The sequence below is a fragment of the Pseudomonas fluorescens NCIMB 11764 genome, from assembly GCF_000293885.2.
GTDB lineage: Bacteria > Pseudomonadota > Gammaproteobacteria > Pseudomonadales > Pseudomonadaceae > Aquipseudomonas > Aquipseudomonas fluorescens_B.
In genome coordinates this window covers 5,399,642-5,412,743 of sequence record NZ_CP010945.1, presented here as the reverse complement: position 1 = coordinate 5,412,743, position 13,102 = coordinate 5,399,642, and the positions used below count along the sequence as shown (strand labels likewise).

15 protein-coding genes are annotated in these 13,102 nt (G+C 58.9%); 7 read left to right on the top strand and 8 right to left on the bottom strand.

Annotated elements, in window-relative coordinates; all coding sequences use genetic code 11:
- The first annotated feature begins 21 nt into the window (after positions 1-21).
- A complete protein-coding gene (locus tag B723_RS24610; protein ID WP_017339405.1) occupies positions 22-432 on the top strand; it encodes an SRPBCC family protein in 411 nt (136 codons plus the stop codon).
- A gap of 73 nt (positions 433-505) precedes the next feature.
- Here B723_RS24610 and B723_RS24605 read toward each other — a convergent pair whose 3' ends face one another.
- Together B723_RS24605 and B723_RS24600 are read right to left on the bottom strand one after the other, a co-directional pair.
- On the bottom strand, positions 506-1,900 hold the full coding sequence (locus B723_RS24605) for a sensor histidine kinase (RefSeq protein ID WP_017339404.1): 1,395 nt from the start codon (positions 1,898-1,900) through the stop codon (positions 506-508).
- Positions 1,878-2,561 carry a response regulator transcription factor gene (locus B723_RS24600; protein WP_017339403.1) on the bottom strand — a complete coding sequence of 228 codons (684 nt, stop codon included), beginning with the start codon at positions 2,559-2,561 and terminating at the stop codon, positions 1,878-1,880. Before B723_RS24600 ends, B723_RS24605 begins: the two co-directional genes overlap by 23 nt.
- Positions 2,562-2,839: 278 nt before the next feature.
- Between B723_RS24600 and B723_RS24595 the strand changes: the two genes are divergently transcribed.
- A complete protein-coding gene (locus B723_RS24595; RefSeq protein WP_017339402.1) occupies positions 2,840-3,772 on the top strand; it encodes a hypothetical protein in 933 nt (310 codons plus the stop codon).
- Between the two features lie 177 nt (positions 3,773-3,949).
- Here the strand turns inward: B723_RS24595 and B723_RS24590 are convergent, their stop codons facing one another.
- Complete coding sequence (locus B723_RS24590; protein WP_017339401.1) at positions 3,950-4,561, bottom strand: glutathione S-transferase; 612 nt, start codon at positions 4,559-4,561, stop codon at positions 3,950-3,952.
- Positions 4,562-4,964: 403 nt separating this feature from the next.
- Between B723_RS24590 and B723_RS24585 the strand changes: the two genes are divergently transcribed.
- The 3 genes from B723_RS24585 to B723_RS24575 all read left to right on the top strand — a co-directional run bounded on the left by B723_RS24585 (position 4,965) and on the right by B723_RS24575 (position 7,758).
- Positions 4,965-5,369, top strand: coding sequence for a TraR/DksA family transcriptional regulator (locus B723_RS24585; protein WP_007907888.1), 405 nt, complete (start codon positions 4,965-4,967; stop codon positions 5,367-5,369).
- A gap of 134 nt (positions 5,370-5,503) precedes the next feature.
- Positions 5,504-7,174: a methyl-accepting chemotaxis protein gene (locus tag B723_RS24580; RefSeq protein ID WP_425311798.1), complete on the top strand. Its 1,671-nt coding sequence runs from the start codon at positions 5,504-5,506 to the stop codon at positions 7,172-7,174.
- Positions 7,175-7,554: 380 nt separating this feature from the next.
- Positions 7,555-7,758 (top strand): hypothetical protein, encoded by a 204-nt coding sequence (locus B723_RS24575; RefSeq protein WP_017339399.1) that lies wholly within the window; start codon positions 7,555-7,557, stop codon positions 7,756-7,758.
- Here the strand turns inward: B723_RS24575 and B723_RS24570 are convergent, their stop codons facing one another.
- The 4 genes from B723_RS24570 to B723_RS33395 form a co-directional block, all read right to left on the bottom strand.
- The gene (locus B723_RS24570) at positions 7,759-7,998 is read right to left on the bottom strand and encodes a DUF2789 domain-containing protein (protein ID WP_017339398.1); all 240 of its coding nucleotides are present in this window, start codon (positions 7,996-7,998) and stop codon (positions 7,759-7,761) included.
- A 131-nt stretch (positions 7,999-8,129) separates the two neighbouring features.
- Entirely contained in the window at positions 8,130-8,360 is a 231-nt protein-coding gene (locus B723_RS24565) for a hypothetical protein (RefSeq protein ID WP_017339397.1), read from the bottom strand.
- A gap of 154 nt (positions 8,361-8,514) precedes the next feature.
- Positions 8,515-8,751: a hypothetical protein gene (locus B723_RS33820; protein ID WP_017339396.1), complete on the bottom strand. Its 237-nt coding sequence runs from the start codon at positions 8,749-8,751 to the stop codon at positions 8,515-8,517.
- A 103-nt stretch (positions 8,752-8,854) separates the two neighbouring features.
- Complete coding sequence (locus tag B723_RS33395; RefSeq protein WP_162491064.1) at positions 8,855-9,190, bottom strand: hypothetical protein; 336 nt, start codon at positions 9,188-9,190, stop codon at positions 8,855-8,857.
- Between B723_RS33395 and B723_RS24560 the strand changes: the two genes are divergently transcribed.
- Positions 9,164-9,634, top strand: a complete 471-nt coding sequence (locus tag B723_RS24560; protein WP_017339395.1) for a hypothetical protein — start codon at positions 9,164-9,166, stop codon at positions 9,632-9,634. The genes B723_RS33395 and B723_RS24560 overlap by 27 nt on opposite strands.
- Before the next feature lie 151 nt (positions 9,635-9,785).
- A complete protein-coding gene (locus B723_RS24555) occupies positions 9,786-10,799 on the top strand; it encodes an ABC transporter substrate-binding protein (RefSeq protein WP_017339394.1) in 1,014 nt (337 codons plus the stop codon).
- Positions 10,800-10,895: 96 nt separating this feature from the next.
- On the opposite strand, the gene B723_RS24550 is transcribed toward B723_RS24555, so the two are convergent.
- Complete coding sequence (locus B723_RS24550) at positions 10,896-13,028, bottom strand: TonB-dependent receptor (protein ID WP_017339393.1); 2,133 nt, start codon at positions 13,026-13,028, stop codon at positions 10,896-10,898.
- Positions 13,029-13,102 lie beyond the last annotated feature (74 nt).

Genomic DNA, 13,102 nt, shown 5'->3' with positions numbered 1-13,102 from the left:
TTGAATGAGAGAGAACATTACATGGCAACGGCATCAGCGTTTATCGACATCCCGGCTTCGGCCGACCAGGTCTGGCATTTGATCGGTGGCTTCAATTCGCTGCCTGACTGGCTGCCGTTCATTCCCAAAAGCGAGCTGAGCGAAGGCGGGCGCGTGCGCAGTCTGCAAACCGCGGATGGCGCGGTAGTGATTGAGCGGCTGGAGGCGTTTGATAACGCCGGGAAAACATACAGCTACTCGATTTTGCAGGCGCCGTTCCCGGCGACTGATTATCTGGCGACCATTCGCGTTGAAGCGCAGGGTGAGAGTACGCGGGTGACCTGGTCGGGTCGGTTTGCGCCGGTCGGGGTGAGTGAGGAGGAGGTGACGGCGTTGTTTGGCGGGATCTACCAGGGTGGACTCGAAGCCCTTCGAGCCAACTACCCGGCCTGACTGATCGACACAGAACCTGTGGTAGCGGACAAGCCCGCTCCCACAGGTCATGTGTCAGTTCAGCAGATTTGCGTCAGGTCTGGGGAATGAGGCTCTGCCGACAATCCAGCACCAACCGCGCGCCACCCCATTCGCTGTCACCCACTTCCAGCGTAAACCCATGCAGGCTGACAATCGCCGCCACGATCGACAGCCCCAGCCCGAACCCGCTTTGCTGATTGCCACCTTCGGCGCGGTAGAAACGCTGGAACACGGCTTCGCGTTCGGCTGCAGGAATGCCCGGTCCGGAGTCGAGCACTTCGATCCGCGTATGCCCACCCTCATTGACCCCGCGCAAAATCACCTCGCCACCCGGCGGTGTGAATTTGATCGAATTGCTCAACAGATTGGCCACGGCTTCGAACAGCAGCGCCCGATCGCCCTTCAGCGCCGGCAATGATTCGGGCAATTGCAGCTTGAAAACCAGCTCGTCTTCCTCCGCCAGCGGCAGGTAAAAGTCGTGCAGTTCCTGCAACAACGGCACCGGGTCGAGTTGCACAAAACCGGAGCGCCGCTGCCGGTCTTCCAGCTCGGAAATGCGCAGCAAACCGCGAAAGCGCGCCATCAGCGTGTCCGCTTCACTCAACACGGAATCCAGTTGCGCGGCTTCCTGGGAACCTTCGCCCGCCTGTTGCTGCATGCGGTACAACTGCGCCCGCAAGCGGGTCAGCGGCGTGCGCAAGTCGTGGGCAATGTTGTCGCACACACCCTTGACCTCGTTCATCAAGCGTTCGATGCGTTCGAGCATGGCATTGACGATGGCGGCGAGCATGTCCAGTTCGTCGCGGCGATTGGACAGCGGCAGGCGTCGGGTCAGATCCCCGGCCACAATCGCCTCGGCACTGGCCTGAATCCCGCGAATGCGCCGCAGCGGTCGACGGCGCAGCAGGTGCCATCCGACGATGCCCGGCAAAATGGTCAGGGTCACGCCCCAGAACAGCGCGTGGAGGATGATCCGGGTCACGGCGAACAGCGAGCCGTTGTCGCGCACCAGTATCAGCCAGCGACCATCACGCGTCTGGGTCGCCACCGCATCGCAACTGTCGCTGGGCAAGGTCGGATCATCGGAGTCGGCGCAGTCGCTGAGCATGTGAATCCTGCCGTCCAGTGGCAGGCCTGCGGGTATGTGGCGCAGGGCGCCGCTGAGGTAGCGATGCTCGGCATCGAACAGGCCGTAGGCGTCGATGCCACGAATGTCGAAGGTCATGCTGACGGCGAGGGCGTCCACCAGTTGTTCGCCGGAAAAGCGCGAGAACAAATGCTGACGTTGCATCAGCGAGTGCTTGGCCAGGTTATCCAGGTAGGCGGACACCTCGTAGTACATGACCCCCATGAGAATCCCGCTCCAGAGCACGAACAGCGAACTGTAGAGCGCCAGCAAGCGGCTGATGGAAGAACGCCAGCCTTTAGAGGGGTTCGGCAATGACATAACCCGAGCCTCGCACGGTCCGAATCAGGGGGACGTTGCCGGGCGGGTCGATCTTTTTGCGCAGGCGGCCGATGTGCACGTCGATCAGGTTGGTGCCAGGGTCGAAGTGATAGCCCCAGACCTCTTCGAAAATCATCATTCGCGACAGAATCTGCCCGGTGTTGCGCATCAGGAATTCCAGCAACTTGTATTCGGTGGGCAACAGCGTCAGCAACTGACCGTCTCGGCTGGCTTCGTGGCTGATCAGGTTCAGTTCCAGATCGGCCACCCGCAGCGTGGTGGCCTGGGCGGTCACGGTGTTCTGCCGGCGCAGCAACACTTCGACCCGCGCGGCCATTTCATCCGTGGCAAAGGGTTTGGTCAGGTAATCGTCCCCGCCGGCACGCAAGCCACGCACGCGCTCGTCGACATCGGAGAGGGCACTGATCATCAGGATCGGCGTCGACACGCCCATGGTCCGCAGCGTCGTGACAATCGCCAGGCCATCGAGCTCGGGCAGCATGCGGTCCAGCGTGATCAGGTCATAGTTGCCGCTGACCGCGCGCTCAAGACCTTCGCGGCCGTTGTCGACCCAATCCACGTCGAGGCCGTGGCTGCTCAGTTCGGCGACGATTTCCCGGGCGGTCACGGCGTCGTCTTCGATGGTCAAGATGCGGGTCATAGGTTGGCCTGATTAAAGGTTCACAGCGATGTGCGGCATTTTGCCAATAAATGGCTGCAACCTTTTTAAATAAAACTTCATTTGGCGGTGCTTCCCGTGGCATGCAGAAAACCCGCTGATATTGCCGGTTTCTTGCAATTTGCATGAGAAATTTAAGTTCAGATTTTCTATGTGATTGAAATTCAACAACTTATCTAGGATTGGCGACTGGCACGTTGACTGCAATTCCTCTTTTGACGAGTTGTAACAACATCTTTCCTGCCTGGAGCGACATAATAATGAATAGATCCTCTGATGGTTTCTATCCTGCCGCAGAAGAGTCAAGCACGCTGTCGGGCGTTTCCTGGGGTGCGATTTTCGCCGGGGCCGCTGCTGCGGCGGCGTTGTCGTTGATCCTGGTACTGCTCGGTTTCGGCCTGGGTTTCTCGGCGGTTTCCCCATGGGCCAACGAAGGCGTCAGCGCCAAGGGCCTGGGCATTTCAACGATTATCTGGCTGGCCGCCACACAAATCGTCGCTTCGGGGCTCGGTGGTTACATCGCCGGCCGCCTGCGGGTGAAATGGGCGAACATGCATGGCGATGAAGTCTACTTCCGCGACACGGCCCATGGCTTCCTGGCCTGGTGCGTGGCGACGCTGGTGACTGCGACGCTGGTGGTCGGCTCAGTCAGCAGCATCGTCAGCGGCGGTGTGCAGGCCGGTGCCAATGTGATGGGTGGTGCCGCAAGTGCCGCGACGCAAGCGGCCGGAACCGCAGCCGGCAATACCAACAGCGACCCGTACGGCTATTTTGTCGACAGCCTGTTCCGCGACGATCGCCCGGCTGCCGTCAGTGATGACGCCGCCCGCGGCACTGTCACCCGCATCTTCGTGCGCTCGCTGGGCAACGACGGTCAACTGGCCGCCGAAGACCGCACGTATCTGGCACAACTGGTGGCGCAACGGACCAACCTCACGCAAGCGGACGCTGAACGTCGTGTCGATGAAGTCTATGCCCGTACCCAAAAAGCCGTAGCCGACGCGAAACTGGCTGCCCAACAAGCTGCGGACACCGCCGCCAAAGTCGCGGCATGGACGTCGCTGTGGATGTTCATCGCGCTGCTGATCGGCGCTTTCTTCGCCAGCTTCGCCGCCACATTCGGCGGTCGTCGTCGGGATGCCGTGGTGTATCTGGAATCCGACGCTTATGTGACCACTGCACCTGTTCGCTAACCCTGGAGAATCGTCATGCGCTCATTACTGCTGTTCTTTCTCGGTGTACCGATCCCGATCATCATACTGATCGCCCTGTTCATGCACTGATCCGCTGAGGCTCATGCCTGCGCCGCTTCTGCCTCTGGTGGACGCGGCGTTTTTGTTTTGACGGGGGATCTGTCACAACACATCTGTCTACTCAATCGGCGTGCTCAAAAACTCATCAAGCCCTTCGGCATACGCTGTGAAGGCACTGATCTGGGGAAAGTGCTGATCATCCACCTGATCCGGCACCACCAGATGGGTGAAGCTCCAGGCCACCGCCAGCGTAATCCCGTCCTGATCGATCGAACCGTCAGTCTTCAGTGGCTGCATTTCCAATTCCCGCTCCAGCGCCGAATACGCCGCCGCCAATTGCCCTTCGACCCGTTCCACCCAGGGCTCAAACTGGATTTCCGCAGGGCGCAGGTTGCGTTCGTAATAAAGCTGCACGGACTTCTCGCACGCTGCCAGCGCCAGGCCGATCAGGCGTAACGAACGCAGGCGTTGATCCAGCTCGCCAGGCATCAGACTTTTACCCGTTGGCGCCAGCGCTTCCAGGTAATCGATGATCAACGTCGAGTCGATCAGCACCTCGCCGTCATCCAGTACCAGCGTCGGCGCCTTGACCACCGGGTTGATCTGCTGGAACTGCTCGAAGTGCCGAAACACCGAAACCGATTGGTGATCAAGGTCGATGCCCAGGCGTTTGGCAGTAATGGCGACCCGCCGTACGTAAGGCGAATCCAGCATGCCGATCAGTTTCATTGCACCGCTCCTCAGATGGTCGTTTCGGGATGGATAACCTTAGCCGAGGTTGCCCGCGCTGCAAACGTGTTGCACCGGCGGCTCATCAACTGGCAAATGCGGTCGATAACCCCTACTGTCGCAGCCGTTTGTCTTCTATATACAGCCGCTCGATTGAATTTCTTGCTATAAACGCACTCCGATAACCACCGCAAAGGCTGCCATAGAGCACTTTCAGGGCTTTGTCGGACAAATTCGCTGACTTTTCAGTTGCTGGGGCCTCAAGTCGGCCTTAGACTGCCGCCCCTCGTAAATTGAGTGCCGGGTGGCGCTTGGAATAAACGGCGCCGTTCCGATGGCCAGACCAGGTCCGCCGGAACGCTCCCTAATTCGCCTTAATGCACGTTTTTTTATAGAGATATCAATGACAAAGGACAAGTTGCTGGCCATGCCGGCGGATGACTACATGAATGCCGAGCAACATGCTTTTTTCTCTGAGCTGTTGCAGAACATGAAAGTCGAAACCCATGAGCGCATCGAGCAGAACCGCATCGCCATCGAGAGCCTGGACACCCCGGCCGATCCGGCTGACGCGGCGTCTGTCGAAGAAGAGCGCACCTGGCTGGTGAACGCGATCGATCGCGACCAGCGCATGCTGCCTCAGTTGGAACAGGCGCTGGAACGCATCAAGGAAGACAGCTTCGGCTGGTGCGACGACAGCGGCGAGGCCATTGGCCTGAAACGCCTGCTGATCAGCCCGACCACCAAGTACTGCATCGAAGCTCAAGAGCGTCACGAACAGATCGACAAGCACCAGCGTCAGGCCTGATTTCGTAGCGCCCCGCATCGCGGGCCAGCCTCACTCCTGAAGGAGCAAGGCTCTGGCCCGCGATGCTTTTTTTCGTCTGCGCAAAACCGCGGGCACTTCTATTGATCTGCTGCAACGCCCACTACTAATGGACCATGGATAATGGCCTTGTAGTGGCGTTAAATGCGGGTACAACAATTAGAAGTGTGTGGGGTGAAGATATGACGCGGGACGGATCTCTGGTCGGGGCAGTGCCTGCACCCGTGCTTTCGCCGAAAAACCTTTGGTTGACGCCCACACTGCAAAGCATCGCCGTGATGCTCTTGCTGTGCGGCATGACGCTCGGGGGCTGGTCGCTTTATCTCGGCCTGCCGCTGGCCGTCCTGATTATCTGGCTGCCTCGGCTACGTTCCCGAGCCATCCCCGAAGCATCCTCAGCAGACAGTTCCAATGCCATCGCCGAGCTGACTCGCGATCTTTCCTACACCACCAGTCATAACGCTCTGTCAGCCGCTGGCGTGGCCTATTCGGTCAAGCAGCTGGCGGACAAACTGCAATCACAACTCGGTGCCGCGGCACAGATTGTCAGCAACGCCGAAGTCATGATCGCCACCGAACACGCCACCTTGACACTCAGTCGAACCGCCCTCAGTGCTGCCAGTGAAGCTCATCAGAGCAGCGCAGCAGGGCGCACGGAGTTGATCGAGTCCATCAATCGCATGCATCAACTCAGTCAGCGCGCCAGCAACAGCCGTGAGCTGATCGAAGCCCTGAGCCTGCGCAGCGACGACATCCAGCGGGTCACCCTGGTGATCCAGTCCATCGCCAGCCAGACCAACCTGCTGGCGTTGAACGCGGCCATCGAAGCGGCGCGGGCCGGTGAACACGGACGCGGGTTTGCGGTGGTCGCCGATGAAGTTCGCGGTCTGGCGGCGCGTACGGCAACGGCAACGGGCGAAGTCGGCGAGATGGTTGCCGATATCCAGCAGCGCACCGCGCAGGTGGTTGAGCAGATTCGCCAGTTGTCCAGCGACCTCGACATCGGTGTCGAACAGGTCGAGCACACCGGTCAGCACCTGGAAAACATTGCGCGCCTGGCGGCCGGTGTCGAAAGTCAGGTCGGCGAAATTGCCAAGGGCGCGGAGACCAATCGCGAGCAACTCGACAGCTTGTTTCACGCGATCGAGCAGATGCGCAGCGACCTGGCGATCAGTGATCAACAGACCCAGCGCCTGGCCCAGGCGGCGGTGCAGATGGAAGGGCAGGCCGAAACCATCAGTGAGCGACTCGCCGAGGTCGGGCTGGATGACTATCACCAGCGGATTTATGACCTGGCCCGTGAAGGCGCGCGTCAGATTGCGGTGCGTTTCGAAGCTGATATCGACCAGGGCGTTGTCAGTCTTGATGATTTGTTTGATCGCAGTTATCAGGCCATCCCCAATACGAGCCCGGCGAAGTTTCAGACGCGTTTCGACCGTTACACCGATAAGGTTTTGCCGGCGATTCAGGAACCGTTGTTGCCGCGTCATGAAGGCCTGGTGTTTGCCATCGCCTGTACGCAGCAGGGGTATGTGCCGACCCATAACACGGTGTTCAGCCAGCCGCTGACGGGGGATGTGCAGGTTGATACGTTGCAGAACCGCACCAAACGCAAGTTTGCCGACCGGACGGGGATTCGTTGTGGCAGCCATCAACAGGCTGTGCTGTTGCAGACCTATACGCGGGATACCGGAGAGCTGATGCACGACCTTTCGGTGCCGATCATGGTCAAGGGGCGGCATTGGGGTGGGTTGCGTTTGGGGTATAAGCCGGAGAGTGCTCGTTGAGCGGCTGGGTATTTGGGGGTGGGGACATATCCGTTTCTGCGGTAACGGCGGCTATTGGTTTCGCCCTTACGGCGAGTCACTTGGAGAAGCGCCGATGGAGGCGCTCACAAGTTGACGGACAGGCTCAGGGCGTGAGGGGGCGTACACCGCAAGATCAAAAGCTGCAGGCGAGCTAATGCTCGGCCTGAAGAGTGGTGAAAGCAACAGCCGTACCCCGATCTCCTGTGGGAACTGAACCGCAGCCATTTTTTCAAGCAATGTGCATCACGGCATTGTTGCGATTCTGGCAATTAATCTATGCAGCGCAGTCGCTTTTTCCTCGCCAATGAACTCATTACCCTGTCTACGGTTAGGTAGTTAATGAAGCTCAAGAGGTCAGCATGCAAACCAAAGTCGATGTCGCGGTCATGATTGGCAGCGGCGTGCCCGCCAGTTTGCGTGCGGCGGGGCAAAGTGTCTGCTGGGTCGTGTTGCTGAACGGCGAACGCCGGGGGACGGCATTCTCCAGTCGTGAAGAAGCGCAAGAGTGCAAGGCTGCCTGGTTGGCGCAATTAAACGCCGAAGCACCCGACAGCCTGCATTGACTAGTGAACCTGATGCATACGCAGGTTCAGGTCGTCGACCACCCGCGCCCAATCGGCATCTTCACGCAATCGCTCTTTCAGGAAGCCAGCTTGTTGCGGAGTCCAGAATTCGGCATCGATGAGCTTTTTATCATCGGGCAGCGGGGAATGACTGGCGATGAAATCGTCGATGGCCTTTTCGCTGGAATCCAGGCCGAGCTGGTCGAACAAGCCTTTCAAATCGTGTGTAGGTGAATCCATCTTCATCTCCTTGCTGGTCGCACGGGTGCGAGATCTGAGGTGCGGCTGCATAGCATCTGAGGCGGCCGCACTTCAGGAGTTCGATAGCGATGTTCGAAAGCAGGAATGAGCATAGACTGCGAACCGGCTGATCAGGCTTTCAACGCACCTTCATCGACGGCAAGCTTCAGGGCCTTGGCGGCTTCCTGAGCGGCGATGGCGGCGACGTCCGGGGTTTTGAACCAGCGATCTTTCTCGACCTGGTGATACGTCACTGTAGTCAGTGGCGGTTTGGCGCGCATGATAATGACCGCCTGGAATTCGCCCTCGACTTCTCTGGCTTCGCCCCGGATAAAAAATTCACCGATATCAAATTCCGTCACGTAGCAGCCTTCCCTTGGAAATATTCTGTTGTGTTGAACGCCGTCCGGCTTGGGAACGGGTTTCATTGGTTCGGCAGTATGGCAGTAGTTGCCTGCCGACGGCTGAGTTAACTCGTCGACGTGACGAAACGTCTATAGGCGTGAGGCAGAACGTTCAGCACCGCAACTCGAGCGCGCGGGCAAGCGCGCAGGCCGCGTTATGGTTACTGCGGAAACCTCTTACGTGGCCCGTGGAAATTTCCTTGATATGGAAGAAAGCAGTGCCGGCCAATACCACCTGGAAGCGCAGCGTGGCAGGCTCTGCTCGGACAAACGCGGTATGCGGGAACAGCGCCGGAGACAGCGTGGACAGAGGGTGTGTGTGAGAAATAAAGTGTGTCGGGGTGCACATATGAAGTCCTTTTCATGGTTTTGCCGACGTGTGTACGTCGTTTTGGGTAGTCTCGATGAGCATCGCTGCTCTAGAATCACCGTCACGGGTTGGCGATTGCTGCTCATCTAAAGCAATTTTTTACGGGCGATATGTCGGAAAAATGCTTTTTTTGCAGCGTTTTTTCCCTAAGGTGGGTAATCCTGTTTTTCTGGCGGACAGAAGTGCGTTTTCCTTCAACTTCTGACGAACGCCAGACAAGACGACGCGAGTGACATTCCAGTAGTCTTCTCACGCCTCGCGATGGATGAGCACTCTGCTCGTTTCCGGACTCGACCCGGGCCCCTTGGCTACAACTTTCGGCATTGCCGCTTTTTTCTGCTGTGCGCTGCCTGTCAGCGTGCAGCATCATTTCAGATGTGGGGATGTTTCCTTGGCAGTAAGTAATCTCGATATGCATGCTTTGTTCGTGCTGGGTGATTTGCGCGCAAAGCTGGTTAAACAGTTCCAGTCACGTTTTGTTTACATCACCGAACAGAACGCTGAAGGCATTTACATTGCCGAACTCGACACCGAATCAGCACTGGTGGTGGACGACAAGCCCGGCCTGAAACTCAAGGTTGGCGATCATTTCAGTGCATCGGTATTGCCCAGCCGTGAAGGCGGCAAACTGGAGATCAAGTTCCGCGAAATCAAACTGACGGTCTACGGCCTCGGCGATTACGCGTTCGTGACCACGGCTGACGGTCACGGGATCGTGTTCAAGGAAGGTCACAGCGTGGTGATGGTGTTTGCCGCTCACCAACAGTTGCAGGAAGGCCTGACCAAAACCCTGAAAGCCGTGACGGCCAAGGCCGCCAAGTGGCGCAAGGGTGAACTGGTGACGTTCAAAGCGAGCGAGTAATGGCTTCGGGCTTGCAGGAACTTTCCGAAATTTAATCCTCACCCCTCGAAAGCAGGAACCTCTACTACAGTCAGTTGACTGAGTATTTTGAGGCTTGCGGTCTTTATCAGGCCATCCTGCTATTGCTGTGAACAGCACGAGGTGCAAAAGCATGAACGGATTTCGACGGTTGCTGACCGCTGTCCTGGTCGCTTTCGGTATGTGGGGTTCGCCCGTTCCGGTATTCGCCGCCCAGGCGCCCATCCACTTCGCCGACCTGAACTGGGAAAGCGGCAGCCTGATCACCGATATCCTGCGGATCATCGTCGAGAAGGGTTACGGGCTGCCGACCGATACCTTGCCGGGGACGACCATCACGCTGGAGACCGCCTTGGCCAAAGATGACATCCAGGTCATTGGCGAAGAATGGGCTGGTCGCAGTCCGGTCTGGGTCAAGGCCGAGGCCGAAGGCAAGGTCGTCAGCCTCGGCGATACGGTGAAGGGCGCCACCGAAGGGTGGTGGGTGCCTGAATATGTGATCAAGGGCGATCCGGCGAAAGGCATCAAGCCGCTGGCGCCGGACCTGCGCAGCGTCAGCGACCTGCCCAAATACAAGGGCGTGTTCAGCGACCCGGAAACCCCGGGCAAGGGGCGGTTCCTCAACAGCCCGATCGGCTGGACGTCGGAGGTGGTCAACAAGCAGAAGCTCAAGGCGTATGGCCTGGATGACAGCTATGTGAATTTCCGCAGCGGCTCCGGGGCGGCGCTGGATGCGGAAATCAGTTCGTCGATTCGTCGTGGCAAGCCGGTTCTTTTCTATTACTGGTCGCCGACACCTTTGCTCGGGCGTTTCAAACTGGTTCAGCTGGAAGAGCCGCCGTTTGACGCCGAAGCCTGGAAGACCCTGACCGACGCTGATAACCCGAACCCTAAACCGACCCGCTCATTGCCCTCGAAACTGTCGATTGGCGTGTCCACTCCGTTCCAGAAACAGTACCCGCAGATTGCCGAGTTCTTTGCCAAGGTCGATTTTCCCATCGGCCCGTTGAACAAGGCGCTGGCTGAAATGAGCGAGAAACACACCCCGCCACGGCAGGCGGCGGAGGCGTTCATGAAGGCGCACCCGGAGGTATGGCAGGCGTGGGTGCCGAAGGATGTGGCGGATAAAGTGTCTGCTGGACTGTAAGCACTGGCGAAGCCTGCGATCTTTTGATTTTGCTTGTTACGGCAGGATCAAAAGATCGCAGCCTGCGGCAGCGCCTACAGGGAGCCGGTGCTACGACTAAAACCGGGTCTGCACAGCCAGTTCGAAGGTGCGCGGCGTCCCCAGGTAATACGCCGGCGACACATGTGCAAACTCGGCATACACCTCATTGGTCAGGTTGCGCACCCGGCCGGTAACGGTGGTGTGCCGATCGACCTTGTAGCTGAGAAACGTGCCGTACAGCGTGTAAGACGGCACGGTCATCGTGTTGGCGCTATCGGCAAACACCGACGCCACATATCGCGCATCGACACCACCTTGCCATTGCGGCGCGAAGTCATAGGTCAGCCACAGATTGCCGACCCGGTCCGGCACGTTGGTCGGCGTGTTGCCCTTGCGTGACACCACCACACCCGCTGCATTCTTCTCGGTGAACGCGTCGTACTGAGCGTCAACCCAGGCAAAGTTACCTTCGGCCAACAGCTTGTCGGTGATCCGCAGCGAACTCGCCAGTTCGATTCCCTTGGATGTCTGCTGACCCACGGGAATGCTCAGGGTCGGGTCCAGCGGATCAGTGACTGCGAAGTCTTTGCGCTCGATCGTGTAAGCCGCCACTGTCGCCGAACCGCGACCACCCAGATAATCGAATTTGCTGCCGACCTCCCATTGCTTGCCGGTGGAGACATCAAAATCCTGCGTGCCATTGGGCTGTTCAGCGGCGGTGCTGTATTGCACATAGACGTTGGCGTCAGGGATGAATTGCCAGGTCAGGCCGGCGCGGCCGGTCAGCGGTTCCCAACTGCGTCTGAGATGACGTGGATTGCTGGCGGTCACCTGCCGGTGGTTGGTCACGTCCAGGTCTATGTCGTCGTAACGCAGGCCGGTCAGCAACGACAGCTTGTCGGTCAGTGCCAGGCGGTTCTCGACGAACAGTGCCCGGGTGGTGACTTCGTTGGTCTTGTCGCTGACAAAGCCCGGTCGAGTGCCCGGAATGTCGTAGAAGTGCCCGGGCTGAAAGTTGTTCGGATCGACCGTGCTGGCGCCTTTGACGTTCAGCGGTGAGTTGGTGGTCTGGTTGACCTTGTACTCGAAGCCGCCGGACCAGGTCGTATCGAGGCCAAACAGCGTGTTGTCGTGACGCAGTTCGAACTGGTTGCCGTTCTGCTCGCCCTGATGCCGGACCTGATACGCCGTGGAGCGATTCACCGCCCGGTTGTCAGCGCTGTACTGGTAGGTTTCCAGGTTGCGGTAGTCACGCTGACTGTCGAGATGGTAAAGGGTGTTGCGCAGGGTGGTACTGTCGTTGATCCGGTAGTCGATGATCGAGCGCACCCAGATCGTGCGTTGTTCGTAGCGTCCATCCTCGACGTTGTAGTTGTTGAAGCGGTTGTGTTTGTCGATCTTCAGTTCACCGGCCTTGGGGTTGAGCACCGGCGTACCCCAGTAAGGGCTGTCTTCGTGTTCATCCTGATACTCCAGGGCCAGGGTGTGGAACAGGTTCGGCGTCAGGTCACTGAGCAGCGAAAACGCCACGCTCCACGCATCGCGTTCCTGCCGATCGATGTAGCCATTGCCGGTGTTGTGGCTGACGTCGAGCCGGGCGTAATGCTGCACGTCCGCACCGGCTTCACTGAGGGCATGGTTGAGGCCGAATGCGGTTTCGGTGGTGTCGTAAGTGCCGTAGCTGACCCGACCTTCGACTGCTTGCTCTTCACGGGTCGCCAGTCTGGTCACGTAGTTCAGCGAACCTCCTACCGAGCCGGCGCCATTGATCAGCGATGACGGGCCGCCCACCAGCTCCACCCGGTCATAGATCCACGCATCCACGGGCCGGGCAAGGCCACCGGAGACGTTGACGCCATTGAACATCTGGGTGATCTGGCTGCTGGTGAAACCGCGATAGGAAACGAACCCGCCGAACCCCGGCGGCGCGCTGGCATTGACGCCGGGCAGGGTGTTGGCGGCGTCCTGGAAATTCTGTGCACCGTGACGTTCGATGTCGTTGCGGTTGGCGATCGCCACCGAGGCCGGGGTGTCACGCACGCTCAGCCCAAGGTGTGAGGCCATGCCGCTGGATTGATCCAGGCTCAGGCCCGGCTCGGCTGTGACTTGGCCGTCAATGGTGATCGGTGCGAGGTCCACCGTGGCCTGTGCCCAGGTGTTAACGGACAGGCAGCCGCACAGGCTGGCCAGCAAAGAGATGGTTTTCATCGATGAATCCTGAAGACTTGACTAGGAAACAGCGCACAGGCGAACGCCTCGCGTTGGCGAAGTGAGCTGATTGA